The following is a 26,967-nucleotide window of genomic DNA, read 5'->3' as shown; positions in this document are numbered from 1 at the left end:
TTGCTTAAAAAATAAAAAACAGCAGAGCTTTTAAAAAAAGCTCTGCTGTTTTTGAATAAATACTCAGGTGTTTTTTTTAAAAACTCTAGAACTTTTACTTTAAAACAGCAGAGTATTTTTTTTTTGCTCTGCTGTTTTTTTCTGAAAAATTAGTGAGAAAATAAAAAAATCCTTACTTTTCGGTAAGGATTTCAAAGTAATAAACAAATAAAAAGAATATTTGTGATAGGCTATTCTGTAATATGTTTATAGCTTAAAGTTTTAAGCATACTTTGTATAGGTTTGCCGGGCCTAAAGTTAAGTTTAGCTCTTTCTATAAGGCTAGGGTTTACTTTTTCCGGCAAATCCATTCCGTTAGATTTTACTACTACCTTAAAATGTCCTAAGGTACCTAGCTTTACTATTTTGCCTTGTTTAAGCTCGTCCATAATATTATGCTGTAAGGCATATAAAACAGCATAGCAATCTGCCTCTCTTACGGTAGATTGGTTGGAAACTAAATAGGCTAAGCGGTCTAAGTCTGTATAACCGTTGCCAATTGCCTGTAAATAGTACTTTACAGGATCGTCTAAATGCAGGGGATTTCGCTTCCCAATTGTTTTTAAATAAATCATAAATTTTAGATTTAAGGTTAATATTTAATCTTAAGATAAAGATTTTCAGTACAATATATACTTTTTTTAGTATATAAACGCTTTTTACTGAATAAATTTTCAGTTTTGCAGTGTTTTTGTTGGTTATTTGATTGTTTTTTAGTATAAAAGTGTATTTTATTTGTAATTATAGGTGTGTTTTTGTTATTGTACCAATAATTTTTTTGTTTGCTGTGAGGTAGTTTTTATAAGGTATTTGTTTTTTATGGGGTTTTGTAGGTGTAGCTAAGTAAATAAGCTTACTTTTTGGTATAAAAAAACTGCCTAATGTTGTGTAATAAACATTAGGCAGTTGGTAATAATTGTTATGAAGCAAGCTGTAGTTTACTTAACTATAAGTTTTTGAGCAGTACCTTCTGTATTTTTTATAATGTAAATTCCGCTGTTTACATCTTCTATATTTAGGTAAGATGCGTTGTTTGCTTGTTTAATAAGCTTGCCTTGCATGTTGTATAAACGGTAGTTTGTAGGTTTATTAAAGTAAACTTGCGTACTAGCAGGGTTAGGATAGATGCTAAAATTGCTTTTGGCAACAGGGGTTTTTGTGCTTAGGCTGTTGTTATCTAAAGTATATACGCTTACGGTAGCACTAACCTCGTTGGCAATAACTAGGAGTCCTTTTTCTAAAGTATTCTCGTTTGGTGCAATATAGATAATGCTTTCTGGTGCTAGATCTCCTACAATGTTTTCGCCTGGTGCAGTGCTACGGTTATTAAAGTAACCTTCAAACACAGGGCTGTTAGGGTTGCTAATGTTGTAAACCATAAAACCTCCTACGCGTTCTAGGGCAATAAAGGCATAAAACTCATTTGCAATTTCTTTAACCAATACAGCTTCTGGTTCTGGGCCTTTGTTATCGCTACGGTTTTTAAGTTTGTTCTCATCGTCTGTAGTATTAAAAATATCTTTGTAGGTAGGGTCTTCTTCTATAATTCTTTCAAAATCGTCGCCACTATCATATACTTGTACGCCTGTTTCTGCATTGTAAATGCTAAACGAACGCCCTCCAAATACATGAATTTCCTCATAAATTCCATCATTATCAAGGTCGCCCCCTTGGTTAGTTATTTTAATTTTTCCTAAATTATCGTTGTGTGCTAATAGCTCGTGGTTAGGAAAAATACTAGGGTCTAGGTTTAAATCTTCAAGATTTACTTCTTCCTCAAAAGTATCGTACTCTCTTGCATCGCCTTCATTGGCAGTAACAAGGTAAGTTACGCCATTTAGGGTGTAATTATCTATAGCATCTGGCATATACATCCCTTTAATAGGCCAATTTGCCATAAAAATAGAGTCAGCTTTATTAGAAGTATCTAAAGTATTTCCTGGTAAGCTATGGTCTTTTAAGCCTAGCGGAAGGATGTTGGTAATTTGCATACTATTTAAATCTATAGTAGCATAAGCATTGTTTTCCTGTAAGCTTACCCAAGCCTTTTGGCTATTGGCAGCAACAGTAATGTACTCTGGTTCTAAATCTTGCGATACGCTTGCATTAGGACCAAAAATACGTACTTGTGCTGCTTGTAAAGCTGCCTTTTGGTTATCAAAACTATTAAAGTTTAAAAGGCTTACGTGGTTTTGGTTAAGGTTTTCTATCCCATTACTAAGGTCTATTACGGCAATACTCCCTTCTGGGTCTATGCTATAATCGGCATTTGGCTCGCCTTCGTTAGCAACTAAAAGTTTATTGCCATCTGGAGTAAAGCACAACATATCTGGCAATGCACCAACTTCTAGGTTGGTAATAATGTTGCCATCGGTATCTAAAAATACAACCTTCCCGTTATCGGTTTTATTTGCTGCGGCTAAACTTACAGCAACATAGCCATTATGGTATGCAACACTTGTACCACCAGCGCCATAAGCCGATAGGTCTATACTATTTATGGTAGAAATAGCTAAAGGATTGCTAAAGTCTAAAATCTCTACCGAAGCATTTCCGCTATTCATTACAAATAAACGTTGCGTGGCAGCACTGTAAGTAAGTATCTCAGAACCTGGATTATTACCCTCGATAGCAAAGTTGGTTGCATAATTTATGCCTAATGTATTGTTGGGTGTAGCTATGTGTTTTTCGTTATCAAACAGGTAAAGTACATGGGTTTTATTGGCTCCTAAACTAATGTTGCTAGGGTTTTGTAAGGCAAATACCAACATTTTATCTGGGTTGGCTATTTGATTATCTATAAGTGTTACCGGAATGCTTTGTGTTGTGCTTCCGTTTGGGGCAAAACTAAGTACTTGTGTAGTAAAGTTATAGTCGGTAGTAGCATTTGCAGTGCTTACATCGTTAAGTACAATAAGCTCTATTGTGGCAGTGTCTGCTAAAGTGCCAGAAATACTAACATTTAGCAGTGCAGTATCTGCGTTTTCTGCTAGGTTTTGGTAATCGGTTTCAAAAAATACCTCTTGTGCATAAAGGTTAAATACCCCAAGAAGGCAAGTAAGACTTAAGTAAATTTTTTTCATGTTAAATAGATTTTAAGCTGTAAACTTAGAAAGCTATCTAACAAAGCACTTGAAGTAAACTTTAAGGATTATTTACTAAATATTAATTTTAATTAAGAATATTGGTGCTTAAAGAGTAGTTTTTAAAAGAAATGTTACCTAATTATTAATTATAAGGAAGAAGAATTTTATAATAAACTAGTTTGTTTTGTTTTTTACCAATGTAATTTAGCCTAAAATCACTTGATTTTTGTAGCGGTTTAACACGAATAAAAAAGCAAAATACAATTAGTTATCCTGCAAATTCTCGTTAAAAGCAGTAGGTAAGAGCTGAGGGATAAACTTAATTAACAACGGAAGCAAGATACTCCCTCCAGGCAATATAAAAATAGCTAAGGAAGGTATGGTTTTACAGATGTCTAAAAGTTGCGTTTTTACCTTTTCTTTTTCGGTAATACTCAGTTCTTGTTGTGTAGATTTATGTAAGAGCAACATTAATTCTCTACTATCAGAAATTTCTTTAATAAGCCTTCTTTTATTTCTTATAATAAGCACCCTAACCATACGGTTGGTGTTTTTATAAAAATGTTGCAGGGCATTGCTGTAATCAAAATAAACAATTTCTGGTTTGTGCTGTGCAACAAATAGCTGCATCTGGGTAACTGCCGTTTGTATACGCCTCTCTGGGAGGTTAAGGTAAGTGCCTAATTGTGCAAGAAACTCAAGTTCTTTGTTTGCCAAGCGTTCATCGCTATAAATAGCAATGCAAGCAATATCTAAAAGGTAGTTTTTTTCTAAACTATGTATTATAGATTTAAAACAAGTTTTAGAGAGGTTGTAGTTAATATCGGTTAACTTATTGTACCTAAGTGAGCTTTGTATAAGCTTTAAAATAAGCTCTTCGTAATGGCTTTTTTCTGTTTTCTGTTGGAAAGCAGCTAAAATAACGCGGCATATTACAGCTTCTAGATTTTTAATATAAGCGGGAGTACCTGTTTTGTAAGTAAGGTAGTGCAAAAATGCCAAGGCATCTAAAAACAAGAGCGCGTTGGTAATTAAATTACTAAAGTTGCGCTGAAAAATATTTTCGTTAAGTTGTATGCGTTGTTGTAGTACTTTTTCGGCCTTATCGTAGAGGTTGGCTTTTAAAATACTAGGGAATTTAAAAAAACTCGTGTTTTTTATTTCTACTTCTTCGTAAAAAAATAAGAGTTCCTGTAGGTAATCTTCTTGGGTTGCATTAGGGTTTTTAAGAAAAAACAAGTACCCAAGTGTATCAAATAGGTTTACTTTAGTTTTTTCTTCTAAAGTTAATTTTAACGTATCTTGGTTATTTTGGCTTAGCGTAGTAACACTATTGGCATAAGTAAAGCCTGTTTGTTGTAATTTTATATAGAAGTTATTTTCAGAATAGTTGGGGTTAACTATTGTTTCTTTGAAAGTAGGGAAGTGTTTCTTTATCCAACCAGTTGCCGAAGGATTCATGTTCTATAGGTTTATCGCGATAAATATAGGCAAAAAAAATAACCCTTCTTACATTTAATTTTGCAAGAAGGGTTGTGGTTGTACTGTTTTGTATGTAGATTATTCTCTTAAGAAAGTAGAAACTTCTATAGCAACCTCTTCCCAAGTTTTGCTGACGCCATCGGGACCTTTGTGTAAATCAAAACAAGCTTTGTGTAAAGATTCTAAAGCCCCAAGAGCATCCCAATCCTTTACGTTAATGTTTCCTTTTAAAGTTACGCGTCTTTCTTGCTCAACATTAAAGCTTAAAGGTGTTTTGTGGCTTACTCCATTCATGGTAATGTTGGCAATAAAGTTTTTAGCTTCTTTGTTGTAATGTAAAGTGCCGGTAATAAATTCGGTATTATCCATAGCTGCAAAGAAAAACTCTTTAAGTTTGCTATCTCTAGATTCGTCTTTAGAGAAAATACTGCTTACCGGGATAGAGAATTCTAAACCATCTAAGGCATCAATTACCGAGCTTCCTTTCTTATCGCTAAACTTAACTATATTAAATTTTCCTTTTACAGGAGTTTTAGCTGTAGTTTTATAAGCTGTCCAGTACACGGCAGTTGCTTCTGCTTTAGCGGTAAAGTTTTCTGTAACTTTAGTTTCTTCTTTCGTTGTTGTTTGGTTTTCTTGCTTTTTTTCATTCTTACAAGCAGTAGTAAGCACTAAAGCACCAGCAATAAGGAGTAGACTAATTTTTTTCATATTTAGTTTTTTTTGAGTTTTAAAAAGGCTAATTTACCTGTTACTAAAAAGAATACAAAATATATTTAAGAAAGCTTAACAACTATAAATGCCTAGTAAAGTTTATTTTTTAAGCAATACTTGCTTATTTTTACCCAAAATAAATAAAAATATGACTTTAGAGGAACGTATAAAACAATCGGAAACCCATATATTTAAAGCCGTTTTCCCAAATACTACTAACCATTACGATACTCTTTTTGGAGGTACAGCCATGCAACTTATGGATGAGGTTGCCTTTATTTGTGCAACACGTTTTAGTAGAAAACGCACAGTAACCGTTTGTAGCGACCGTATAGATTTTAATAAACCTATCCCCGCCGGAACCATTGTAGAGCTTGTTGCCAAAGTAACCGATGTAGGAAGAACAAGCGTAAAGGTGAGTGTAGAAATTTTTATAGAAGAAATGTATTCTGATAGTAGAGAACAAGCCATAACAGGTTGCTTTAGCCTTGTAGCAGTAGATGATAATAAAAGACCAATACCTATTTTAGAATAAGCTCGTTATTCTGTTAATAATGTGTATCTTTGCAAGCCTTTTTTAAGTAATATTATGCGTACAAAATCTAGAAAGAAAAATAAAATAAATGTAGTTACCTTAGGATGTAGTAAAAACCTTTACGACTCTGAAGTACTTATGGGACAACTAAAAGCTAACAATAAAGAAGTTGTACATGAGGAAGAAGGAAACGTTGTAGTAATAAATACTTGTGGGTTTATAGATAACGCTAAAGAACAATCGGTAAACACTATTTTAGATTTTGTACAACAAAAGGAACAAGGATTGGTAGATAAAGTGTTTGTAACCGGTTGCTTATCGGAACGCTATAAGCCAGACTTGGTAAAAGAAATACCCGATGTAGACCAATATTTTGGTACTACCGAGCTGCCCGCATTACTAAAAGCTTTAGGCGCAGATTATAAACATGAACTTTTAGGAGAACGCATTACAACAACCCCTAAAAACTTTGCCTTTTTAAAAATTGCAGAAGGCTGCGATAGGCCATGCTCCTTTTGTGCAATCCCATTAATGCGCGGTAAACACAAATCTACCCCAATAGAACAATTGGTAAAAGAAGCTAAAGGACTAGCTAAAGAAGGCGTAAAAGAACTTATACTTATTGCACAAGATTTAACTTACTACGGATTAGATTTATATAAAAAAAGAAATTTAGCCGAGTTGCTTAAAGAATTGGTGAAAGTAGAAGGGATTGAGTGGATACGTTTACATTATGCCTTCCCCACAGGCTTCCCACTAGATGTGCTTGATGTAATGAACAACGAACCTAAAGTATGTAACTACTTAGATATTCCATTACAACACATCTCAGATGATATTCTAAAATCTATGCGACGCGGAACAACACACGCAAAAACTACCGCACTTATCAATAAATTTAGAGAAATAGTGCCGCAAATGGCAATACGTACTACACTAATTGTAGGCTACCCAGGAGAAACAGAAGCACACTTTGAAGAATTAAAACAATGGGTAAAAGATATGCGCTTTGAACGTTTAGGCTGTTTTACCTATTCTCACGAAGAAAACACGCACGCCTATTTATTAGAAGATGATGTTTCGGAAGAAATAAAACAGCAACGTGCTAATGAAATTATGGAAATTCAAGCACAGATTTCTTGGGAATTAAATCAAGAAAAAATAGGAAAAACCTACACTTGTATCATAGACAGAAAAGAAGGAAACTACTTTGTAGGAAGAACAGAGTTTGATTCGCCAGATGTTGATAACGAAGTACTCATCGATGCCGAGAAGTATTATTTAAAAACAGGAGAGTTTACTCAAATAAAAATTACACAAGCCGCCGATTTCGATTTGTATGGCGAGCCAATATAGTTTTGCAATTAAGTAAAGCTATTTAACTAAATAAAAACATATAAAAATACTTAAACTGCATATCTTTGTGATTTAAGTATTTTTTTATGGACGACTGTATTTCTTACGCAGAGATTTCGTATTTCTCGCAATTTATAAAAGATTATCTAGCACAAAAAGACCAACTAAAAACGTTTTATCATCGTTTTCCAACCCTAGATAACTTTAAACCACAACTAGAAGAAAAACAGAAAAATTACCCAGAAAAATACAGAGCGGTTTTAGTAAGTTCGTTGCAAGAGCAATATAAAGATATTGCCATTTCTGAAGCAACACAGGAAAACATAACTGCACTACAAAATAATAAAACCTATACCGTAACAACAGGGCATCAGTTAAATTTAGCAACAGGACCTTTATATTTTTTATATAAAATAATAGCTGCTATAAATTTAAGCAAGCAACTGCAAGAAACCTACCCAGAATACCATTTCGTTCCGGTGTATTGGATGGCGACAGAAGACCATGATTTTGAAGAAATCAATCATTTTCATACAGAAAATAATACCTATTCCTGGCAACGCAAAGCATCTGGAGCTGTAGGAGAGCTTTCTACCGAAGGACTGGAAGAGCTATTTACCGATTTTGCTAAAGATGTAAAAAACTCAACACAAGGAGATGCGCTTATAAAACTACTAAAACAAGCTTATGCGCAACATAACAACCTTGCAGATGCAACCCGCTATTTGGTCAATAAGCTTTTTGGAGAATATGGCTTATTAATCATCGATGCAAACAGCACTTCTTTAAAAAAACTTTTTATTCCGTATATCGAGGAAGAATTGCTTAAGCAAACCGCCATACAGCAAATAACAAGTACTACAGAAGTGCTGCAAGAAAACGGCTATAAAGCACAAGTAACTCCGCGAGCGATAAACTTATTTTACCTAAAAGATAATTTACGTGAGCGTATTGTACTAGAAGAAGGTAGGTATAATGTTTTAGAAACTAATGTATCTTTCTCTAAAGAAGAAATAATATCCGAACTGTATGCGCATCCAGAACGGTTTTCGCCTAACGTAATTATGCGTCCTTTATACCAAGAAACAATTTTACCAAACCTTTGTTATATTGGCGGCGGCGGAGAGTTAGCCTACTGGTTGCAGCTAAAAGATTATTTTGCTACTCAACAAATAAGTTTTCCGATATTGTTATTAAGGAATTCGGCGCTTTTGTTAACAGAAAAACAAGCAGATAAACTTACAAACCTATTAGCTACTCCAGCAGATATATTCTTACCACTACCAACACTGTTAACAAAGAAAACAAAAGCTTTATCTGAAGTTGAAATAGATTTTAGTAAACAAAAAAAACACTTACAGCAGCAGTTTAACGATTTATATAAACTCGCAGAACAAACCGATAAATCTTTTTTAGGAGCTGTTTCTGCACAAGAAAAAAAACAAATCAATGGGCTGGCGCAACTCGAAAAACGTTTAATAAAAGCACAAAAAAGAAAGTATAAAAAAGAACTAGCTTCTGTAAATATATTGCACGAAGCTTTATTTCCTAATAAGCAATTACAGGAAAGAAGACTTAACTTTAGCGTGTTTTATCAAGTTTATGGCGATGAGCTTATACAAAAACTTCAAGAGCACTTAAATCCGTTAGACTTGCAATTCACCATAATAACCTTACCCAATTAAACTATAATATATGAAAAGTATGCATTCAATAGATATTGATACTGTCGAGATGACACTCGATATCATGAAATATGCAATTAATAGAATTTCAAACACCTCTGCCGAATTAGGGAAACCTAAAAAAGAAGAAGAATTATATAAGCTAGTAGGAGAAACCATAACCAAAGATGGTCTTGGGGGAGAAAAAGCCTTTCAGTTATTTAAAGATGTTCTTGTAAAGGCAACCGTCCCTGTAGATCATCCTCGGCACTTAGCATTTGTTCCTGCAGCGCCTACCAAAGCTGCAGTTTTATTTGATTTGGTAACCTCTGCTTCGAGTATTCATGGAGCCTATTGGATGACAGGTGCGGGCGGTATATTTTGTGAAAACCAAGCCATGAAGTGGTTGGTAGAACTTACAGGACTTCCAGAAGGAGCCTTTGGGGTGTTTACCAGCGGAGGAACCTCGGCAAACCTTTCGGCAATGATTGCTGCAAGAGAAGCTTGGAGAGATAAAAAGGAAGAGAATAAGAAATTAAAAGCTTTATTAATCACTTCCAACGGAGCTCATTCTTCTATAAAATCTATGGCAAGAGTGATAGATGCAGATATTATTTTAGTAGATGACGATGCGGAAGATAAGCTTACTGGCTTTTGGCTAGAAAAAGCGATAGCGAATTTGAGTGAATTTGATAGAAAACGCTTATTTGCAGTAGTAGCAACTGGAGGTACAACAAATGCCGGAATTATAGATGACCTTGAAAGCATAGCTGCTGTTTGCGAAAAAGAAGATTTGTGGTTTCATGTAGATGCTGCTTACGGCGGAGGAGCTTTGGCTGCACCTTCGGTTAGGCATTTATTTAATGGAATAGAAAAAGCCGATAGTGTAACTATAGACCCGCATAAGTGGATGTTTTCTCCTTACGATAGTGGAGCGGTAATCTATAAAAACCTAGAATTAGCAAGAAATGCTCACTCACAAAAAGGCGCTTATCTAGATATTTTTAAAGATGAAGGAGCGCAAGGTTTTAATCCTGCCGATTATCAAATACAACTTACCAGAAGATTAAAAGGATTACCATTGTGGTTTTCTCTAGCCATGCACGGTACAGATAAGTATACAGAAGCCATAGAGACAGGACTTAAATTGGCTCAAGATACAAGTGCGCTAATTGCAGAAAAAGAATATGTAGAACTGGTAAGAGAACCAAGTTTATCTTGTGTGCTTTTTAGAAGAAAAGGATGGACACCAGAGGATTATAGAGATTGGACCTATAAAAACCATACCGAAGGAATTGCATTGGTAACCCCAACTAAATGGACTAAAGATGATAAACAAGAAACGGTGGCTCGCTTTTGTTTTATAAATCCAGATACAAAACTCACCGATGTAGATAATATTTTAGAGACAATGCGTTAATAAAAAAAGTATAAAAAATAAAAAGTGCTTCCATTCGGGAGCACTTTTTATTTTTAGAATAATGCGAATGTTTAATTAATCAATCTCATAAGTAAGACGCATGGTAATCGAAGCGGTTTTCTTTTTACTACTCGTGTTGTAAGCGCCACTCCAGCTATAATCCTCTCCGCTGTTTTGTCCTGTAATTTGAAAAACACCTAAATCAGCACTTTTAAGTTTTCCAAGTTTTCCTCCTGCATTTTCGGCAATTTTTTTAGCCCTTACGTTAGCATCTTCGGTAGCTTTAGAAATCATTTCTATTTTTAAATCTGCTAGTTTTGTGTAATAATATCTAGGGGCAATAGAATTTAATTGTACGCCTCGGTTTAAAAGTTCGGTAACTTCTCGCGAAATTTTTTCAATAAGCTCAACATCGGTAGATTCTATTTTAAAACTTTGAGTTAGCTCATATCCAACAAATACACTTCCTACATATTTCCCACTATTGCTATATTCATTTTTACTGCGCTCGTAGGTAGAAACCGAATTAAAAATAATTGCATCTTCGGCAATTCCTTTTTCGAGTAGGTATTTATGAATAATGTTTTTGTCGTTATTAATACTTTCGTAAGCAGTTTTTAAATCGTAATTGGTACGACTAAAAGAGCCTTCCCATACAATTAAATCGGAAGTGAAATTCATACTTCCAGATCCTGTAACCTTAATAACATCGTTGGTTTGCGCTCTGTCTACATAAGCTTTTCCTAAGAATGAAGCCGCTAAAACAATAGCGACAGAAAAAATAATGGCACTTAAATACTTCATAATATTTTATTTGATAGTTAGAATGCGAAAGGTATGAAAAATACTTTTTAAAGAAAATAAAAATGCGTATTTAATAAAGCGAAAATAGCTGAATTTACTCAGTTATTTTAATATTTTTGCTTCTTGGAAGTTGGCTATACTTTAAGAGATGTTTTCTCTTTGATTTAATTATAAAATTTCATTCAAAATTTTTACTTTTGCCTATGCAAAATAACGTACTTATATTAGATTTCGGTTCGCAATACACACAACTTATTGCCCGTAGAGTTAGAGAATTAAATATTTACTGCGAGATACATCCTTACCATAAAATCCCAGAAGATTTATCGAGTTTTAAAGCAGTAATCTTATCCGGAAGTCCTTTTTCGGTAAGAGCAGAAGAGCCTCCACATCCAGATTTATCAAATATTAGAGGAAAGAAGCCTTTATTAGCGGTTTGTTATGGAGCACAATATTTAGCTCATTTTAATGGAGGTAAAGTAGAGCCTTCCGAGACTCGAGAATATGGTCGAGCTAATCTTTCTTATATAAAAGAAAATGAAGCACTTTTGGCTGAAATTCCAACACAATCTCAAGTGTGGATGTCGCATAGCGATACCATCAAACAATTACCAGAAGGAGGCATTTGTATAGCAAGTACACACGATGTGGAAAATGCAGCTTACCGCATAGAAGGCGAAGAAACCTACGCAATACAATTTCACCCAGAAGTATACCATTCTACCGATGGGAAACAACTGTTAGAAAACTTTTTAATCAATATAGCAGGAGTAGAAGCTAAATGGACGCCAGGTGCTTTTGTAGATTTAACAGTAGAAGAATTAAAACAAAAAATAGGAAACGATAAAGTTGTTTTAGGATTATCTGGCGGAGTAGATTCTACCGTAGCGGCAATGTTGTTGCATAAAGCAATAGGCGATAAGCTATATTGTATTTTTGTAAATAACGGGTTGCTTCGTAAAAATGAATTCACAGACGTGTTGGCTCAATACAAAGACATGGGGCTAAACGTAAAAGGAGTAGATGCCTCTAAGCGTTTTTTAGATGCCTTAGCAGGAGTTAGTGACCCAGAGCAAAAACGAAAAGCTATAGGGCGTGTATTTATAGAGGTGTTTGATGATGAGGCGCATAAAATAAAAGATGTAACTTATTTGGCACAAGGAACTATCTATCCAGATGTTATCGAATCTGTTTCGGTAAATGGACCTTCGGTAACCATCAAATCACACCATAACGTAGGTGGTTTACCCGATTTTATGAAACTTAAAATTGTAGAGCCTTTACGTATGTTATTTAAAGATGAAGTACGCCGAGTAGGAGCCGAAATAGGAATAGCTAAACAATTATTAGGAAGACACCCCTTTCCAGGACCAGGACTTGCTATTAGAATATTAGGCGATATTACTGCAGAAAAAGTAAGAATTTTACAGGAAGTAGATGCTATTTTTATCGAAGGCCTACGCGAGTGGGATTTATATGATAAAGTATGGCAAGCAGGCGCTATCTTATTACCTATAAACTCGGTAGGAGTAATGGGTGACGAGCGTACTTATGAGCAAGTAGTAGCTTTGCGTGCAGTAGAATCTACCGATGGGATGACAGCAGACTGGGTAAACTTACCTTATGAGTTTTTACAAAAAACCTCTAATAAGATAATAAATAGAGTAAAAGGCGTTAATAGAGTAGTATATGATATTAGCTCAAAACCACCAGCTACTATAGAGTGGGAATAAAAAATAAGTATATGAAGTATTTATTGATTGTTGTTACAATCTTATTTTTAAGAATAGATAATAGTTTTTCTCAGCAGGAATATGTTACGCATATTGTTAAAGACGGAGAGCGTATAGAGAGTATTGCAAAGAAATATAAAACTACTCCTAAGGCAATATTAAAGCTTAATCCTGATATTGAGGGGCGTCGTACACTAGAACATGCTGTATTGGTGATTCCTGTAAATTCAGCGCTTTCTGTAGAAGAAAATTCGAGAGAAACAAAGCAAGAAGAGCTTGCGCAGAAAATTACATTTAAAGAACATAAGGTAAAACGGAAAGAAACACTTTATGGGATTGCCAGAAATTATGATATTCCTGTAGACGATATTAGGAAGTACAACCCATACCTATATGATAACATGTTAGGTGTTGGAGATGTAATTAGAATTCCGCAGTATCCTAAAGAAGAAAAAATAATAGACGTAAACCAAAGTTTAAAGAATTCGACCTTTAAAAACTTACAGCATATTATTTTACCTCGCGAAACAAAATTTGGAATAGCTAAAAAGTACGGAATGACGGTAGAGGAATTAGAAAAACTCAACCCGCATATAACGGCTTTACAACCAGGACAAGTGGTACGTGTTACCAACCCGTATGCAATAGAAAAAATAGATGAAAAGGTTGAAGAAACAGGTTTTATTTCTTACAGTGTAGCTCCTAAAGATACATATTACAGCTTAACACGTAAGTATAATACTACAAGAGAAGAGTTAGAAAAATATAATCCTTTATTAGTTAGAGAAGGGTTAGAATACGGGATGGTACTTAGCATTCCAAAAGAAACCCCAGAAGTTGTAGTAGAAGCAAGCGAAGAAAATTCAGGCGTAGTCGATATGGCTTCTTACCTAAAGTATAGAGAAGCACAGAAAGTTGCCGTATTATTACCTTTTAATTTAGATGATTTTAGAGGAGGCTCAAAAAGCGATCAACTTAAAAGAAATAAGGTTACTCAAATCTCATTAGATTTTTATAGTGGCGTACGAATGGCATTAGATTCTTTACAAAAATTAGGAATCTCAACTCAAGTTGATTTTTATGACACCAAACAAAGCAAAACTGCGGTAAGAAATCTATTAAAATCTACAGACTTTAGTCAATACAAAACAATAATAGGTCCGTTGTTAAAAGATAATATTAACGAAGTAGTTACAGAGCTTTCAGCAGAAGGTATTCCTGTGGTATCACCATTAACCGATGCATATATACCAGGCGGAAACGTATTTCAAACACGTCCTTCTCAGCAAAAACTTACACAGAAATTAATTCAATATATCGATAGAAATAAAGAAGGTAAAAACATCATTATTTTTACCGATAGCAAAAAAGTAGCACTAAAAGATACTTACCAACAAGTATTTCCTTATGCAAAAGTAGTAACTAGAGCTAAAAAAGAATATTATCAATTATCAGATATTCAAAAACACTTAAGTACCACACAAGAGAATTGGGTTATTTTAGAAGCAGATGAAATGGCAGTAGTAAGTAATGGCGTATCTTACTTAAACACATTAGCAAATAGAAATAAAAACTATAAAATTCGTTTACTTACTTCAGAGAAATCCAACCCGTTTGAAGACGAAGTTTCTAACGAGTATTTAAGCAACTTAAAGTTTACCTATACAACAATAGCCGGCGTAGCAGAAACTATACCTAATAATTTTACAAAAACGTATAAAGAAAAATACGAAATAACCCCTACAAAATTCGCCATTAGAGGGTTTGATATTACTTTTGATATTATTTTGCGTTTAGCTGCAAAAGGTAATTTATACGATTCGTTAGAGCTTACTGGGGTTACACGCTATATCGAAAATAAATTTGATTACACACAGAATTCTAGCGGAGGTTTTTCAAACCAAGCAGTTTATTTAATAGAATATCAGGAAGACCTAACCTTAAAAGAAATAGAATAATGCCAACTTCTAAGTTAGAATATCAAGGGGATTTGCGGGTAAAAAGTACCCATATACAAAGCGGAAATAGCTTTATAACCGATGCCCCTACAGATAACCATGGCAAAGGAGAAGCTTTCTCTCCCACCGATACCGTTGCTAATGGTTTAGCCGCTTGCATGCTTACGGTAATGGGAATAAAAGCCAACGCACTAGAAACAGATATTACAGGAGCCACCGCCGAAGTAACCAAAATAATGGCTGCCAACCCACGGCGAATAGTAAAAATAAAAGTATCTATTCTGTTTCCTAAAACCTATGACGAGAAAGTCCGAAAAATTTTAGAAAACACGGCACAAACATGTCCTGTATTACAAAGTTTACACCCAGCAATAGAAAAAGATATTCACTTTTCTTACAAGCAGTAGAACAGAACATTCAAAAAAAAATAAAAATATCGTAAATTTGCAACTTACGATACCATAACTTATGATAGATAAATTAAATATAGTTAAGCAACGTTTTGACGAAGTAAACGATCTAATTATTCAGCCAGAAGTAATAGCCGACCAAAAACGTTATGTAGAACTTACAAAAGAATATAAAGATTTAAAAGCACTCATGGAAGAGCGTGCTAGCTATATAGAATTAACACAAAATATAGCTGAGGCCGAAGAAATTATCGCTGACGGAAGCGATAATGAAATGGTTGAAATGGCAAAAATGCAGTTGGAAGAAGCAAAAGCAGAACTTCCAAAGCTAGAAGAGAAAATAAGAATGATGCTTGTGCCTAAAGACCCAGAAGATGCTAAAAATGCAGTGGTAGAAGTACGAGCAGGAACAGGAGGAGATGAGGCAAGTATTTTTGCAGGAGACATCTATAAAATGCTTACCCGTTATTGTGACAGCAAAGGCTGGAATGTAAGCACCGTAGATTTTTCTGAAGGAACAAACGGAGGTTTTAAAGAAATTCAGTTTGAAGTTAGTGGAGAAGATGTTTACGGAACCCTAAAATACGAGGCCGGAGTACACCGTGTACAACGTGTACCACAAACAGAAACACAAGGTAGAGTACATACCAGTGCCGCTACCGTGATGGTGTTTCCAGAAGCCGAAGAATTTGATATCCAAATAGATCCAAAAGATGTTAGAATAGATTATTTCTGTTCTTCAGGACCAGGAGGGCAGTCGGTAAACACTACCTATTCTGCCGTTCGTTTAACGCACGAGCCAACAGGATTAGTAGCCCAATGCCAAGATCAAAAATCACAGCATAAAAATAAAGAGAAAGCCTTTAAAGTACTACGTTCGCGTTTATACGATTTAGAATTGGCAAAAAAACAGGCCGAAGATGCTGCTAAACGCGGATCGATGGTAACCAGTGGAGACCGAAGTGCTAAAATTAGAACCTACAACTATCCACAAGGAAGGGTAACCGACCACCGTATAAACTTAACCTTATACGATTTGCCAAACATTATGAATGGCGATATCCAAAAAATTATAGACGAATTACAGTTGGTTGCTAATACCGAAAAACTAAAAGAAGCTTCCGATGCTTTATAAAATCTAAAACCCGTTTTTACGGGTTTTTTTATAACATAACCTATATGAACACAACACAACTTATCCAGCAAATTCTAAAAAAGAAATCTTTTTTATGCATAGGTTTAGATACAGATTTAGATAAAATTCCAGCATTTTTATTAGCTAAAGAAGACCCCATCTTCGAGTTTAATAAAGCCATTATCGATGCAACACATCATTTAGCAGTAGCATATAAACCCAATACAGCATTTTATGAAGCTTACGGATTAAAAGGATGGCAGGCTTTAGAAAAAACCATCAATTATCTTAATACCAATTATCCAGAGATTTTTACAATTGCCGATGCTAAACGCGGAGATATAGGCAATACCTCTAGCCGATACGCAAAAGCGTTTTTTGAAGATTTAGCTTTCGATTCTGTTACCGTAGCTCCATATATGGGAAAAGACTCTGTAGAACCTTTTTTAGCTTTTCAAGATAAGTTTACCATCATGTTGGCTTTAACCTCAAATCAAGGTGCTTTCGATTTTCAAACCCAATTAATAAAAAACGAAGAATTGTATAAACAAGTACTAAAAACTTCGTTAACTTGGGAAAATTCAGCACAATTAATGTATGTTGTAGGAGCAACTAAAGCTGCTTATTTTAAAGAAGTAAGAAGTATTGTACCCGATAGTTTTCTGCTAGTACCAGGAGTTGGTGCTCAAGGAGGAAGTTTAGCGGAGGTTTGTAAATATGGGATGAATACTAAGGTAGGTTTGCTTGTTAATTCTGCACGCGGAATAATTTATGCCGCTACCGATACCAATTTTGCCTTTGCTGCCGCCGATAAAGCCAGAGAATTGCAACTAGAGATGCAAAAAATTCTAACAGAACATAAATTTATTTAATCCCTTTTTGAATTTAGAATAAATATAATTTATTCTAATATTGTTTTTAATTAATATCATTTATGGTTTTTGTGTTTATTTCCAGTTAACTTTGGGAAACACAAAAACCTAATATGATGGCTACTAAAAAAACACTTACGACTTCTGCGGGTACTCCAATGCCCAGCAACGAAAATTCATTAACAGCAGGGAAACGTGGTCCTGTTTTAATGCAAGATTATCAATTAATAGAAAAACTAGCTCACCAAAACCGAGAGCGTATACCAGAACGTACCGTACACGCTAAAGGAACAGGAGCCTTTGGTAAATTTACCGTAACTCAGGATATTACCAAATATACCTGTGCCGATGTTTTTTCTAAAATAGGAAAAGAAACCAAGGTATTAACGCGTTTTTCTACTGTGGCAGGAGAAAAAGGAGCGGCCGATGCAGAACGTGATGTACGAGGCTTTTCGGTTAAGTTTTATACACAACAAGGCAATTGGGATGTAGCAGGAAACAATACCCCGGTGTTTTTTGTGCGAGATGCCTATAAGTTTCCAGATTTTATTCATACACAAAAGCGTCACCCACGTACCAATTTACGTTCGGCAGAAGCCATGTGGGATTTTTGGAGTCAGCATCCAGAAAGTTTACACCAAGTTACCACACTAATGAGTGATAGAGGAATTCCTGTAGGACCACAATACATGAACGGTTATGGCTCGCATACTTATAGTTTTTGGAATAAAAACGGCGAACGTTTCTGGGTTAAATTTCATTTTAAAACCATGCAAGGGCATCGTTTTTATACCAACGCTCAGGCAGCAGAAGTAATTGGGAAAACAAGAGAAAGTTTTCATGAATCGCTATTTTATGCTATAGAAAAAGGCGAGTTCCCGAAATGGAAATTGATGGTGCAAATCATGCCAGAAAAAGATGCCGAAAAAACAGCATACAACCCATTCGATTTAACTAAAGTGTGGCCACATGCAGATTATCCGCTTCATGAAGTAGGAATTCTAGAACTTAATGAAAACCCTAGTAACTATTTCCAATATATAGAGAATGCAGCATATTCGCCATCTAATGTGGTGCCAGGTATAGGTTTCTCTCCAGATAAAATGTTGCAAGCAAGAATATTTTCTTATGCCGATGCACACCGCTATCGTTTAGGGACACATTACGAAATGTTGCCCGCAAACAAAAGCGTGGTAGAAGTAAACAATTACCATAAAGACGGATCTATGCGTTTCTTTGAGAATTTTAATGAAAACCCAGATGCTTATTACGAACCCAATACAAAAGGAGGTCCTGTAGCCGACCCTTCTGTACAAGAACCACCATTAAAAATAAGCGGAGATGCCGATAGGTATGGGAATGACCAAGCTTATGATGATTTTAAACAACCGGGCGATTTGTATAGAATTCTAGAAGAAGATGAGAAGAAACGTCTGCATCAAACAATAGGAGGTGCTTTACAAGGTGTGTCGGAACATATTGTAAAGTTGCAGCTGCAACATTTTTATAAAGCTGATGAAAATTACGGAAAAGGCGTAGAGGAAGCCTATACTATGATTAAAAAGAATTCTGAAGCAACATCAGAAAAACCTATGGATTTTACTAAAGAAAATCCAAACCTATAATTTTATGAATTAAATAAAAAGAGGTTATTACATACCGTTAATAACCTCTTATCTTTTTTATATGGAAAAACAAACACAACTATTTAATGCTATTCGTTCGGGAGAGCTTCCTATAGTAAAAACAATACTAGAAAAACAGCCCAACCTTTTAAACCTAAAAGACGCTCGAGGTTCTACCCCTTTATTATTGGCAACTTATTATGGGGAGGTAGCAATATCATCATTTCTTATAGCGCAAAAAGCAGCACTTGATGTGCAAGATATGGCAGGAAATACTGCTTTAATGGGGGTTTGCTTTAAGCGGCACAATACAATAGCAAAAATGTTAATTGATGCAGGAGCTAACCTACATATAGTAAACCATAATAATGCTAATGCATTGGCTTATTGCGCTTTGTTTAATAATGAAGAAATAGCACAAATTCTTTTAGCAGCAGGAATAGATACAGAAGTAAAAGATAATCACGGATTAACTCCAAGAGCACATGCCCAAGCGCAAGGCTTAGAAAATATAGTGAAACTTATAGATAAATATACCCAAAAGAGCAAAGCGTGTTAATAAGGGGAGGATTTACTGATAGAAAATTGTTCATTAGGGAATTCTAACTTAAGTTCTTTTAATACATTTATAGCAAACAATAAAAATGAATAAAGAAGACTATAAAAGTAAATTTGATGAGGATGAAGCTGTAGGCTGGCTAAGCATAGATAAATTAACAGATAAATGGTATCCAAATCAAGAACCAAAACACTATGGACCCACTCTTAAATACATTTTAGGAGGGGAGGAGCCTCTAGATGGTGTAAGTATATACAAAAGTAAAAATCAACAAGAGCATTTTCATTTTATATCCTACGGGATGTCTAATCTATACTACGATTTAGAAAACTGTGATGCAGATTTTAGTGGTTGGGGATTTGAATTTACGTTTAGATTAGCTCCTTTTACCGAGGATAACAATGAGCCTACATGGGTAATTTCATTAATGCAAAACCTTGCAAAATATGTTTTTAATAGTAAAAAATGGTTTGAAGAATATCATTTTATCCCAGCAAATGGACCAATTAGGATAAATACCGAAACAGCAATTACAGCTATTGCGTTTATAGAAGACCCAGAAATGGGAAAGATAAAAACCCCAAATGGAGAACTTCAGTTTTTACAAATTGTTGGAATCACTACAGAAGAATTTGAACAACTAAAGCTTAATCCTACAACAACCGAAACTAAAAAATTACTGGATAAACTGAAAAAAGAAAATTCATTATTAATAACAGATTTAAAAAGAAAATAAAAGTGTGTTTAGCAATACTTAATAACGAATTTATTTTTGCTTGAGATGTATAAAATTAATAAGCATAATAAACACCTAAATAGGTTAGTAGCGTAAAAAAATGAGAAATTATTTAGAAACCTTTCATATACTAAGCGAAGCAGAAATCGATTTATTTGAGAAAAAAGTCACGCGTAAGAAAATTAGAAAAGAAGATTTTTTTATTCAAGAAGGTCAAGTTTGTAAAGAAGTAGGCTTTGTAACTTCAGGATTATTCAGGTCTTTTTACTACTCATCATTAGGAGAAGAGGTAACCTATTGTTTTACTTTTTCAAATGCGTTTGTTACCGCTTATTCTTCATTTTTATCTGCGCAAAAAACCGTCGAAAATATTCAAGCTTTAACAGATGTAGAGCTGTTAACGATATCAAGAGAGCAAATTTTAGAACTAGAGCAATCAAGCACCAATTGGCTTCGGTTTTTTAAACATATTGCCGAGCAAGAATATATTAAAATGGAAAAAAGAATCTTATTGCTACAAAAAGAAACCGCCGAAAAAAGATACCGAGACCTGCTTACAAACCATCCCGAATATTTGCAATTAATTCCGCTTCATTACCTCTCTTCGTACTTAGGCATTACACAAAGGCATTTAAGCCGAATAAGAAAATTAATTTCAAATTAGACAAATGTCCTTTTTTTAAAGTTTAATTGTCTGGTACTTTGTAGAAAATATAAATTCTATATGAAACAAGTACTTGTAATTAACGGACATCCAGATAAAGAAAGTTTTAATTATGCTTTAGCTGAAGCTTATGTAAAGGGCGCAAATAAAACAGGCGCTATACTTAGTCAAATTAATATTTCCGAATTAAAGTTTGACCCTAATTTAAAATTTGGCTACCGAAAAAGAATGGAATTAGAGCCCGATTTAATTGATGCAATTGATAAAATAAAAAAAGCAGACCATATTGTTTGGGTCTTTCCGTTATGGTGGTATAGTTTTCCTGCATTGATGAAAGGATTTATCGATCGGGTATTTCTTCCAGGAATAACCTATCAGCCAATCGAAGGCAAACCTTTCCCTAAAAAACTATTAAAAGGAAAAACGGCACATATAATTATTACTGCCGATACGCCAAAATGGTACAATTTTTTAGTAATGAAAAATCCAGCCATAAATCAATTAAAAAAAGGAACATTACAATTTTGTGGAGTAAACCCAGTTAAGGTAACTTATATTGCCACGATTAAGAATTCAGGTGCTAGTTTTAGGAAAAAATGGTTAGAAAAAATAGCCGTTTTGGGAGAGAAGATAAAATAACTCGGCTATAAAAAGGAAAACCGATTGAGGTTTTTAGCTCTTATATCGGTATCCATTATCTAGTTGAATTTAATTTTTTAGTGCAAAGCTATATCTTTTTACAAGCAGATATTTTAAATTATCTGTTTTTTAGCAGATATTATTTTATATCTGCTTTTTTATAGATATATTTGAAAAAATGAAAGAAATGATAGCTGTATTAACAGGAGATATAATAAATTCCAAAAAAGGAGAGGTTGAGCATTGGATAAAACCTTTAAAGAACGTATTAAATAAATACGGTAATGAACCTCAAAATTGGGAAATATATAGAGGAGATAGTTTTCAGTTGTCACTAGCGCCCGAAAAAGCATTACTCGCAGCAATTCATATTAAATCAACTATCAAACAAACAAAAACACACGATGTTAGGATAGCAATAGGTATTGGGGAGGAAAATTATAGTTCTGATAAAATTACAGAATCTAATGGAATAGCTTATGTTAATTCTGGTGAATGTTTTGAAGAATTAAAAAAATATTCATTAGCAATAAAATCGGGGAATGTACAATTAGACGAATCTTTAAATCTCATGTTTAAACTATCACTTTTAACCACAGATAATTGGAGTAGTGTAGTTTCTAAAGTAATAAAAACAGCGATAGAGCACCCTGAAAAAAATCAACAAGATTTAGCAAAGCTTTTGGGTAGGTCGCAAAGTAATATAAGCGAAGCTTTTAAAAGAGGTGGTTACGAGGAAATTATGAGCATGAATGAATTTTATGTTAAAAATATTTCACAATTATGATAATCCTGACAATAAAGCTGTTAATAGCACATGTTATAGGCGATTTTGTATTACAACCCAATAGCTGGGTTGAAGATAAAAAAAGTAAAAAACATAAGTCTAAATATTTATATCTACATGGTTTAGTTCACCTAGGAGCACTTTTTATATTGCTGGAATTCGATTGGTCATATTGGTTATCAATATTAATTATAGTAATGAGTCACTTAATAATAGATTTTCTTAAATTAAAATTAGATAAAAAAATTAATCCTAGGTTATTATTTGTTTTAGACCAACTTTTACATTTAGCAATAATTAGTATTGTTGTCTATTTAAACACATCGTACATAATAGCCCTAGAGAAAATTTACTCAGCCGAATCACTCTTATTAATACTCGCCATTCTTACCGTCTCCTTTGTATCGTCAATAATTATGAAAATTATTATTAGTAAGTGGGTTTTGGAAGAAGATAAACCAGAAGACTCCTTAGAAAACGCAGGAAAATATATAGGAATATTAGAACGCCTATTTGTTTTCGCTTTTATCCTATTAAATCAATGGAGCGCAATAGGGTTACTAATAGCTGCAAAATCTGTTTTTAGATTTGGAGACCTTTCTAGAGCTAAAGACAGAAAACTAACAGAATACATATTAATAGGAACTTTGATTAGCTTTGGCTTAGCAATTTCAATAGGTTTATTATATCAGTATATTAATACACTATTATAAACCACACCAATAAAAATATTATTATACAGGTTTACAACTACATAAATAAACGGTAAAAGCCTTTTTAAATTAAGGCATGTAAAAATTGTTAACAAGCTAGAAATAAGAATATAACAAAATGAAAAAAATAGGTTTAGTAGGCGGGATAAGTTGGACTTCAACTTTAGATTATTACAAATATATAAACCAAAATATCAATGAGAGATTGGGCGGACTAAACTCGGCAGAATGTATAATATATTCCCTGAATTTTGCTGATATCCAAAATAAAGGATGGATGAACTCTTATGATCTGATTTTTAATGCCTGTAAAAGTTTAGCTGCAAGTAATGTAGGTTTGATTGTTTTAGGTGCCAATACGGCTCATTTATTTGCAGACAGAATCCAATCAAAAATAAATATTCCTATTATCCATATTGTCGCCGCCACTGCGAAAAAAATACAAAAACAAAAATTGTCTAAAGTGGGACTGTTAGGAACAAAATTTACAATGGAAATGGATTTTTATAAAAATAAGTTGGAAGCGTATAATATTGAGACCGTTATCCCATCTAGCAAAGAAGACATTGAAGAAATACAAAATATTGTAAAAAACGAACTAGGAAAAGGAATTGTAAGGAAAGAATCAAAGCAAAAATTCATAAAGTATGCAACTGAGCTAAAGGAAAGGGGAGCGGAAGGACTTGTTCTAGGATGTACCGAGATCCCTATGCTTATTGAACAGAAAGATTTTGACTTTCCGGTGTTTGACACGGCAAAAATTCACGTTGAAAGTATTGTAGATTTTGCCTTAAATAAATAAATACTAAAGCATTTATAACTAACAAAAGTATAAAAAAAGCCCTGAATTTTCAGGGCTTTTGAGTAATTATGAGAAAGCTTAGAACGTTTTTGTTTCATTTCTAAAAACAAGCTTATTATCAAACGCATCGAGTAAAATAATACTCTCGGTGGTTATTTGTCCACTTAAAATTTCTTTCGATAATTTATTAAGGACTTCCTTTTGTAAAGTTCTTTTTACAGGACGAGCACCATATTGTGGGTCGTAACCTAGTTTAGATAAGTAAGCAATGGCCTCATTGGTAGCATCTAGTGTAATGTGTTGCTCACTTAGCATTCTAGAAACAGCTTTTAATTGTAAGCGTACAATTTCTTGGATGTTTCCCTGAGTTAGTGGGGTAAACATTACAATATCATCTATCCTGTTTAAAAACTCAGGGCGTACCTGTTGTTTTAAAAGTCCTAAGACTTCTGTTTTGGCACTTTCCATCGCATTTTCAATATTAGGAATATTATCAAATTTATCTTGAATAATATGACTTCCCATATTTGAGGTCATGATGATAATGGTATTTCTAAAATCGGCCAATCTTCCTTTGTTATCAGTCAACCTTCCTTCGTCCAATACTTGTAAAAGAATATTAAAGGTATCTGGGTGTGCTTTTTCAATTTCGTCTAACAACACTACAGAATATGGTTTTCTTCTCACCGCCTCGGTTAATTGTCCACCTTCATCATAGCCAACATATCCTGGAGGAGCTCCTACTAAACGACTTACACTGTGGCGCTCTTGGTATTCACTCATATCGATACGTGTCATGGCTGCATCGTCATCAAAGAGGTATTCTGCCAAGGCTTTTGCCAGCTCTGTTTTACCCACTCCTGTTGTTCCTAAAAACAGGAATGAGCCAATAGGACGTTTTTGATCCTGTAACCCAGCGCGACTACGTCTTATCGCATCGCTTACAGCTTCTATGGCTTCTTCTTGTCCTACTACACGTTTGTGTAGTTCTTGTTCTAAATATAACAGTTTTTCTCGTTCACTTTGCAGCATTTTGGTAACTGGTATTCCTGTCCATTTAGCAACTACTTCGGCAATATCATCTCGGGTAACTTCCTCTTGAATTAGTGATTTATTACCTTCTTTTTGGTTTTCACTAACTTCTTTCTGAAGTTTTTCTAAGCGTTCTTGTGCTTCTTTAATTTTTCCGTATCTAATTTCTGCAACTTTACCATAGTTTCCTTCACGTTCGGCACGTTCGGCTTCTAAGCGGAAATTTTCGATATCGGTTTTTGCTTGTTGAATATTATCTACAACAGCCTTTTCGTTTTGCCATTGGGCGTTAAGTTCAGCTCGGTCGTCTTTTAGGTTCGCCAAGTCTGCTTGCAACGATTTTAGTTTGGTTTCGTCTTTCTCACGTTTTATGGCTTCAATCTCGATTTCCAATTGCATGATTTTACGGTCTAGAACATCAAGCTCTTCTGGTTTAGAGTTGATTTCCATACGTAATTTTGATGCGGCTTCATCCATTAAATCGATGGCTTTATCGGGGAGAAAGCGGTTGGTAATATAGCGTTGAGATAGTTCTACTGCGGCAATAATTGCTTCGTCTTTAATACGTACCTTATGGTGTGTTTCGTATTTTTCTTTAATTCCTCGTAAAATAGAAATCGCACTTTCGGTATCGGGTTCATCTACCATTACCTTTTGGAAACGACGTTCTAAGGCTTTATCTTTCTCAAAATATTTTTGGTATTCATCTAAAGTAGTTGCACCTATTGCTCGTAGTTCGCCACGGGCAAGTGCTGGTTTCAAGATATTGGCAGCGTCCATAGCTCCTTGTCCACCTCCAGCTCCTACAAGGGTGTGAATCTCGTCTATAAAAAGCACAATGTTCCCATCGCTACCCGTAACCTCTTTAATTACTGCTTTTAAACGCTCTTCAAATTCTCCTTTATATTTTGCACCTGCAATTAATGCTCCCATATCTAAGGAATAAATTTCTTTATCTTTTAGGTTTTCAGGAACATCGCCAGCTACAATACGGTGAGCTAAACCTTCTGCAATGGCGGTTTTACCTGTTCCGGGTTCTCCTACCAGCATCGGGTTATTTTTGGTTCTACGTGATAATATTTGAAGAATTCGGCGTATTTCTTCATCTCTACCAATAACAGGGTCTAGTTTTCCGCTTTCGGCTAATTGGTTTAAGTTTTTAGCGTATTTATTAAGTGAGTTGTATGTATCTTCGGCACTTTGAGAAGTTACTTTACCACCTTTACGGAGTTCTTCGATAGCGGCTTTTAATGCTTTTTCTGTTGCGCCTTGGTCTTTTAAGGCACGTGCTACACTGCTATTAGATTTAAAGATGGCTAGGATAAGGTGTTCTATAGAAACATACTCGTCTTGCATCTTTTTTGCAATAATAGAGGCTTCATTTAAGGTTTTTCCAGCCTCGCGCGATAGCATAATATCGCCTCCACTTACTTTAGGGAAACTTTCTAAGCTTTTATCTATAAGTTGGTTGAATAGCTGAACGTTGATGTTTAATTTTTTTAAGATAAACGGGGTTACATTTTCATCAACCAGCGTAATGCCTTTAAATAAGTGTTCATTTTCTATTTGTTGATGCCCATATTCTTGAGCAAGCTGCTGTGCTTGTTGTACAGCTTCTTGGGTTTTTATTGTGAAATTGTTTAAGTTCATAATTATTGTTTTGTTTTTGATTATACAAAGGTTGTACCTAAACTCGAAAATGTCATAATGACATTAAAATAAAACATAATAATGACAATTTGTCTAGTCGTTTTATCGAAGCTCTATAAAAATACATTATTTTTGATGAAGTTGATTTAATTTAAAATTAAGCATGAGTTGGATAAAGAGTATTTTAGGAAATAAAGCCGATAATGAAGCAGAGGAAAAGTTACCATGGAAATTGCTAACTGCTGATGTACAGGTTGAAAATATGTTGAAGGAATCGGAAACTATTCCGGTGGCTGTTTTTAAGCATTCGCCTCGATGCGGAATTAGCAGTATGGTTTTAAGAAGTTTTGAACGTAATTTTGCGTATAAACCCGATGAGGTTTCTCTGTTTATGGTAGATGTGGTTGCGTATAGGGAAATTTCGTTAGGTTTGGCAAGAAATTTCGAAGTTCAGCATGAATCCCCGCAGTTGTTGGTAATTAAGAATAGAAAAGTAATTCTGCATCAATCTCATCACGAAATCAATGCAGAATTTTTAGGGTAATTGGGTGT

Annotated in this window: 24 protein-coding genes; 18 read left to right on the top strand and 6 right to left on the bottom strand. The window is 34.4% G+C overall.

What is annotated here, in order from left to right; genetic code table 11:
- Positions 1–230 precede the first annotated feature (230 nt).
- From GGR32_RS07015 to GGR32_RS07000, 4 genes are all read right to left on the bottom strand, one after another.
- Positions 231–614, bottom strand: coding sequence for an HU family DNA-binding protein (locus GGR32_RS07015; protein WP_183477483.1), 384 nt, complete (start codon positions 612–614; stop codon positions 231–233).
- 363 nt (positions 615–977) lie between these two features.
- Positions 978–3,122: a choice-of-anchor I family protein gene (locus GGR32_RS07010; protein ID WP_183477482.1), complete on the bottom strand. Its 2,145-nt coding sequence runs from the start codon at positions 3,120–3,122 to the stop codon at positions 978–980.
- Positions 3,123–3,389: 267 nt separating this feature from the next.
- A complete protein-coding gene (locus GGR32_RS07005) occupies positions 3,390–4,586 on the bottom strand; it encodes an LETM1-related biofilm-associated protein (RefSeq protein ID WP_183477481.1) in 1,197 nt (398 codons plus the stop codon).
- Positions 4,587–4,685: 99 nt separating this feature from the next.
- On the bottom strand, positions 4,686–5,318 hold the full coding sequence (locus GGR32_RS07000; protein ID WP_183477480.1) for a YceI family protein: 633 nt from the start codon (positions 5,316–5,318) through the stop codon (positions 4,686–4,688).
- A gap of 151 nt (positions 5,319–5,469) precedes the next feature.
- On the opposite strand from GGR32_RS07000, the gene GGR32_RS06995 reads away from it, so the two are divergent.
- The 4 genes from GGR32_RS06995 to GGR32_RS06980 all read left to right on the top strand — a co-directional run bounded on the left by GGR32_RS06995 (position 5,470) and on the right by GGR32_RS06980 (position 10,296).
- On the top strand, positions 5,470–5,856 hold the full coding sequence (locus tag GGR32_RS06995) for an acyl-CoA thioesterase (RefSeq protein WP_183477479.1): 387 nt from the start codon (positions 5,470–5,472) through the stop codon (positions 5,854–5,856).
- A gap of 54 nt (positions 5,857–5,910) precedes the next feature.
- Positions 5,911–7,212, top strand: coding sequence for a 30S ribosomal protein S12 methylthiotransferase RimO (rimO, locus tag GGR32_RS06990; protein WP_183477478.1), 1,302 nt, complete (start codon positions 5,911–5,913; stop codon positions 7,210–7,212).
- Between the two features lie 86 nt (positions 7,213–7,298).
- Complete coding sequence (bshC, locus tag GGR32_RS06985) at positions 7,299–8,897, top strand: bacillithiol biosynthesis cysteine-adding enzyme BshC (protein WP_183477477.1); 1,599 nt, start codon at positions 7,299–7,301, stop codon at positions 8,895–8,897.
- Between the two features lie 10 nt (positions 8,898–8,907).
- Positions 8,908–10,296, top strand: a complete 1,389-nt coding sequence (locus GGR32_RS06980) for a pyridoxal phosphate-dependent decarboxylase family protein (protein ID WP_183477476.1) — start codon at positions 8,908–8,910, stop codon at positions 10,294–10,296.
- 75 nt (positions 10,297–10,371) lie between these two features.
- On the opposite strand, the gene GGR32_RS06975 is transcribed toward GGR32_RS06980, so the two are convergent.
- Complete coding sequence (locus GGR32_RS06975; RefSeq protein WP_183477475.1) at positions 10,372–11,100, bottom strand: SIMPL domain-containing protein; 729 nt, start codon at positions 11,098–11,100, stop codon at positions 10,372–10,374.
- Positions 11,101–11,303: 203 nt separating this feature from the next.
- On the opposite strand from GGR32_RS06975, the gene guaA reads away from it, so the two are divergent.
- The 13 genes from guaA (at position 11,304) to GGR32_RS06910 (ending at position 23,733) form a co-directional block, all read left to right on the top strand.
- Positions 11,304–12,833, top strand: coding sequence for a glutamine-hydrolyzing GMP synthase (guaA, locus tag GGR32_RS06970; RefSeq protein WP_183477474.1), 1,530 nt, complete (start codon positions 11,304–11,306; stop codon positions 12,831–12,833).
- A gap of 11 nt (positions 12,834–12,844) precedes the next feature.
- On the top strand, positions 12,845–14,791 hold the full coding sequence (locus GGR32_RS06965) for a PBP1 and LysM peptidoglycan-binding domain-containing protein (protein WP_183477473.1): 1,947 nt from the start codon (positions 12,845–12,847) through the stop codon (positions 14,789–14,791).
- Positions 14,791–15,198 (top strand): OsmC family protein, encoded by a 408-nt coding sequence (locus GGR32_RS06960; RefSeq protein WP_183477472.1) that lies wholly within the window; start codon positions 14,791–14,793, stop codon positions 15,196–15,198. Before GGR32_RS06965 ends, GGR32_RS06960 begins: the two co-directional genes overlap by 1 nt.
- 61 nt (positions 15,199–15,259) lie before the next feature.
- Entirely contained in the window at positions 15,260–16,336 is a 1,077-nt protein-coding gene (prfA, locus tag GGR32_RS06955; protein ID WP_183477471.1) for a peptide chain release factor 1, read from the top strand.
- Between the two features lie 44 nt (positions 16,337–16,380).
- Positions 16,381–17,208, top strand: coding sequence for an orotidine-5'-phosphate decarboxylase (pyrF, locus tag GGR32_RS06950; protein ID WP_183477470.1), 828 nt, complete (start codon positions 16,381–16,383; stop codon positions 17,206–17,208).
- A gap of 116 nt (positions 17,209–17,324) precedes the next feature.
- Entirely contained in the window at positions 17,325–18,833 is a 1,509-nt protein-coding gene (locus GGR32_RS06945) for a catalase (RefSeq protein ID WP_183477632.1), read from the top strand.
- Positions 18,834–18,894: 61 nt separating this feature from the next.
- Positions 18,895–19,392 carry an ankyrin repeat domain-containing protein gene (locus GGR32_RS06940; protein WP_183477469.1) on the top strand — a complete coding sequence of 166 codons (498 nt, stop codon included), beginning with the start codon at positions 18,895–18,897 and terminating at the stop codon, positions 19,390–19,392.
- Positions 19,393–19,477: 85 nt separating this feature from the next.
- Positions 19,478–20,128, top strand: a complete 651-nt coding sequence (locus tag GGR32_RS06935) for a suppressor of fused domain protein (protein WP_183477468.1) — start codon at positions 19,478–19,480, stop codon at positions 20,126–20,128.
- Between the two features lie 100 nt (positions 20,129–20,228).
- A complete protein-coding gene (locus tag GGR32_RS06930; RefSeq protein ID WP_183477467.1) occupies positions 20,229–20,792 on the top strand; it encodes a Crp/Fnr family transcriptional regulator in 564 nt (187 codons plus the stop codon).
- Between the two features lie 60 nt (positions 20,793–20,852).
- The gene (locus tag GGR32_RS06925; RefSeq protein ID WP_183477466.1) at positions 20,853–21,431 is read left to right on the top strand and encodes an NAD(P)H-dependent oxidoreductase; all 579 of its coding nucleotides are present in this window, start codon (positions 20,853–20,855) and stop codon (positions 21,429–21,431) included.
- A 187-nt stretch (positions 21,432–21,618) separates the two neighbouring features.
- Entirely contained in the window at positions 21,619–22,218 is a 600-nt protein-coding gene (locus GGR32_RS06920; protein WP_183477631.1) for a SatD family protein, read from the top strand.
- On the top strand, positions 22,215–22,931 hold the full coding sequence (locus GGR32_RS06915) for a DUF3307 domain-containing protein (protein ID WP_183477465.1): 717 nt from the start codon (positions 22,215–22,217) through the stop codon (positions 22,929–22,931). The genes GGR32_RS06920 and GGR32_RS06915 overlap by 4 nt, the downstream gene beginning before the upstream one ends.
- 118 nt (positions 22,932–23,049) lie before the next feature.
- Positions 23,050–23,733, top strand: coding sequence for an aspartate/glutamate racemase family protein (locus GGR32_RS06910; protein WP_183477464.1), 684 nt, complete (start codon positions 23,050–23,052; stop codon positions 23,731–23,733).
- Between the two features lie 78 nt (positions 23,734–23,811).
- Here the strand turns inward: GGR32_RS06910 and clpB are convergent, their stop codons facing one another.
- A complete protein-coding gene (gene clpB / locus GGR32_RS06905) occupies positions 23,812–26,415 on the bottom strand; it encodes an ATP-dependent chaperone ClpB (RefSeq protein ID WP_183477463.1) in 2,604 nt (867 codons plus the stop codon).
- A gap of 163 nt (positions 26,416–26,578) precedes the next feature.
- Between clpB and ytxJ the strand changes: the two genes are divergently transcribed.
- Positions 26,579–26,959 (top strand): bacillithiol system redox-active protein YtxJ, encoded by a 381-nt coding sequence (gene ytxJ, locus GGR32_RS06900; RefSeq protein WP_183477462.1) that lies wholly within the window; start codon positions 26,579–26,581, stop codon positions 26,957–26,959.
- Positions 26,960–26,967 lie beyond the last annotated feature (8 nt).

It is taken from the genome of Mesonia hippocampi (assembly GCF_014197445.1).
GTDB lineage: Bacteria > Bacteroidota > Bacteroidia > Flavobacteriales > Flavobacteriaceae > Mesonia > Mesonia hippocampi.
Note: the sequence above shows the minus strand (reverse complement) of the source record. Positions and strands in the feature narration are given on the sequence as shown.